We start from the raw sequence: 2,292 nt of genomic DNA on the forward strand, positions 1-2,292 counted from the left end.
ACGGTCCGCCCGCGAAACGCGCTGCGGGGCGGCGCGCACACCACGGTTCGCCCGCGAAACGTGGTCGCCGGAGGCGGGCCGGGCCCGGCCGTCCTTCCGAGGGCGCCTCAGCGGGTGGTGTAGTTCGGGGACTCGACCGTCATGGTGATGTCGTGCGGGTGGCTCTCCTTCAACCCGGCCGACGTGATCCGCACCAGCTGCGCACGCCGTAGCTCGGCGATCGTGGACGCGCCCGCGTAACCCATGCCGGAGCGCAGCCCACCGGCGAGCTGGTGCATCACCCCCGCCAGCGGCCCCCGGTACGGCGTTCGCCCTTCGATGCCCTCGGGCACCAGCTTGTCCTCGGAGAGCACGTCGTCCTGGGCATAGCGGTCCTTCGAGTACGACCGCCCGCTCCCACGCGACCGCATCGCGCCCAGCGAGCCCATGCCCCGGTAGATCTTGTACTGCTTGCCGTTGACGAGCACCACGTCACCCGGCGCCTCGGCCGTCCCGGCGAGCAGGCTGCCCAGCATCACCGCCGAGGCACCCGACGCGATCGCCTTCACGATGTCGCCGGAGTACTGGATGCCCCCGTCGCCGATCACCGGGACGTCCGACGGCGCGCACGCCCGCGCGGCCTCGAAGATCGCCGAGATCTGGGGCACGCCCACCCCGGCGACGACGCGGGTGGTGCAGATGGAACCCGGGCCCACGCCGACCTTGACGCCGTCGGCGCCCGCGTCCACCAGCGCCTGGGCGCCGGCCCGCGTGGCGACGTTGCCTCCCACCACGTCGACGGCCCCGCCCAGGTCCTTCTTCAGCCTCGCGACGGTGTCCAGCACCGCCCGGGAGTGTCCATGGGCGGTGTCCACCATGAGCACGTCCACCCCGGCATCGGCCAGGGCCATCGCACGCTGGTGCCCGTCGGCGCCCACGCCGACGGCCGCGCCGACGATCAGCCTGCCGTCGGTGTCCTTCGTCGCGTCCGGATACTGCTCGGTCTTGACGAAGTCCTTCACGGTGATCAGGCCCCGCAGCTTGCCCGCACCGTCCACGATCGGCAGCTTCTCCACCTTGTGCCGCCGCAGCAGGCCCAGCGCGGCGTCCGCGGTCACCCCCACCTGGGCGGTGACCAGCGGTGCCTTGGTCATCACCTCGCTGACCTGCTTGCTGTAGTCGACCTCGAAGCGCATGTCGCGGTTGGTGATGATGCCCACCAACTCACCCGAGGTGTCCGTCACGGGGACACCCGAGATGCGGAACCGGGCGCACAACTCGTCCACCTCGGCGAGCGTGTCCTCCGGCGAGCAGGTCACCGGGTCGGTCACCATCCCGGCCTCCGAGCGCTTCACCACCTCGACGGCCTGCGCCTGGTCCTCGATCGGGAGGTTGCGCTGCAAGACACCCATGCCGCCCTGCCGGGCCATCCCGATCGCCATGCGCGCCTCGGTGACGGTGTCCATCGCGGCCGACAGCAGCGGCACGCGCAGGGTCACGTTCCGCGTCACGCGCGTGCTCGTGTCCACCGCGCTGGGGATCACGTCCGACTCGGCGGGCAGCAGCAGCACGTCGTCGAACGTCAACCCGAGCATCGCGAACTTGTCGTCCGGCACACCGCCCGCCGCCTCATCGGGGTGCGGGAGGCCTGCGGGAGTGATGTCGCTCGTCATGAGTGGCGGCTGACCTTCCTCGGCGGGGTGAACCAACGGACTATGCGGACCTGTTAGCGATGGTAGCTGGACGTACCCCGGGGCATGCCCGGTACCGTGGCGGACCGTGCCGCACGAAGTGTTGCCCCCAGACCCGTTCGCTGACGACCCGAACGACCCGGCCAGGGAGTTCGCCGCGCTCGACGACCCCGCGGGCGAGCCGATGGGCCCGGATGAGCGCTCGGAGCTGCTCGCCGACCTCTCGGACCTCACCGTGTACCAGGCGTTGCTGGAGCCACGGGGAGTCCGGGGCATCGTCGTCGACTGTGGTGAGTGTGACCAGCCGCACTATCACGACTGGCACCTGCTCCGCGCGAGCCTGGAACAGCTTCTCAACGACGGCCAGATGCGGCCGCACGAGCCGGCGTTCGACCCGGACCCCGCGCTGTACGTGACGTGGGACTACTGCCGCGGATTCGCCGACGGCATCACCGCCACCGAGAACGCGCACTGACTCGCCGCGGGGGCACACGCCGGCCCCCGCGAGCACCGGAACTCCAGTACGGACGTCACCGGGCCCCTGCTCAGCGTGCGAAAGCGGCCACGCGCGGCACGGGCCTGCCCTTCGCGCGGCCGCGCAGTGCGGCGACTCCGCGGCCCA

At 71.4% G+C, this 2,292-nt stretch carries 2 protein-coding genes; one reads left to right on the forward strand and one right to left on the reverse strand.

Annotated features, from left to right (window positions below; translation table 11 throughout):
* Window positions 1-107 precede the first annotated feature (107 nt).
* Window positions 108-1,652, reverse strand: coding sequence for an IMP dehydrogenase (gene guaB, locus SACSA_RS0120640; RefSeq protein ID WP_019819762.1), 1,545 nt, complete (start codon window positions 1,650-1,652; stop codon window positions 108-110).
* A gap of 106 nt (window positions 1,653-1,758) precedes the next feature.
* Between guaB and SACSA_RS0120645 the strand changes: the two genes are divergently transcribed.
* Window positions 1,759-2,145, forward strand: coding sequence for a DUF5319 domain-containing protein (locus tag SACSA_RS0120645; RefSeq protein WP_019819765.1), 387 nt, complete (start codon window positions 1,759-1,761; stop codon window positions 2,143-2,145).
* The last annotated feature ends 147 nt before the right edge of the window (window positions 2,146-2,292 follow it).

Source organism: Saccharomonospora saliphila YIM 90502, from assembly GCF_000383795.1.
Classification (GTDB): domain Bacteria; phylum Actinomycetota; class Actinomycetes; order Mycobacteriales; family Pseudonocardiaceae; genus Saccharomonospora; species Saccharomonospora saliphila.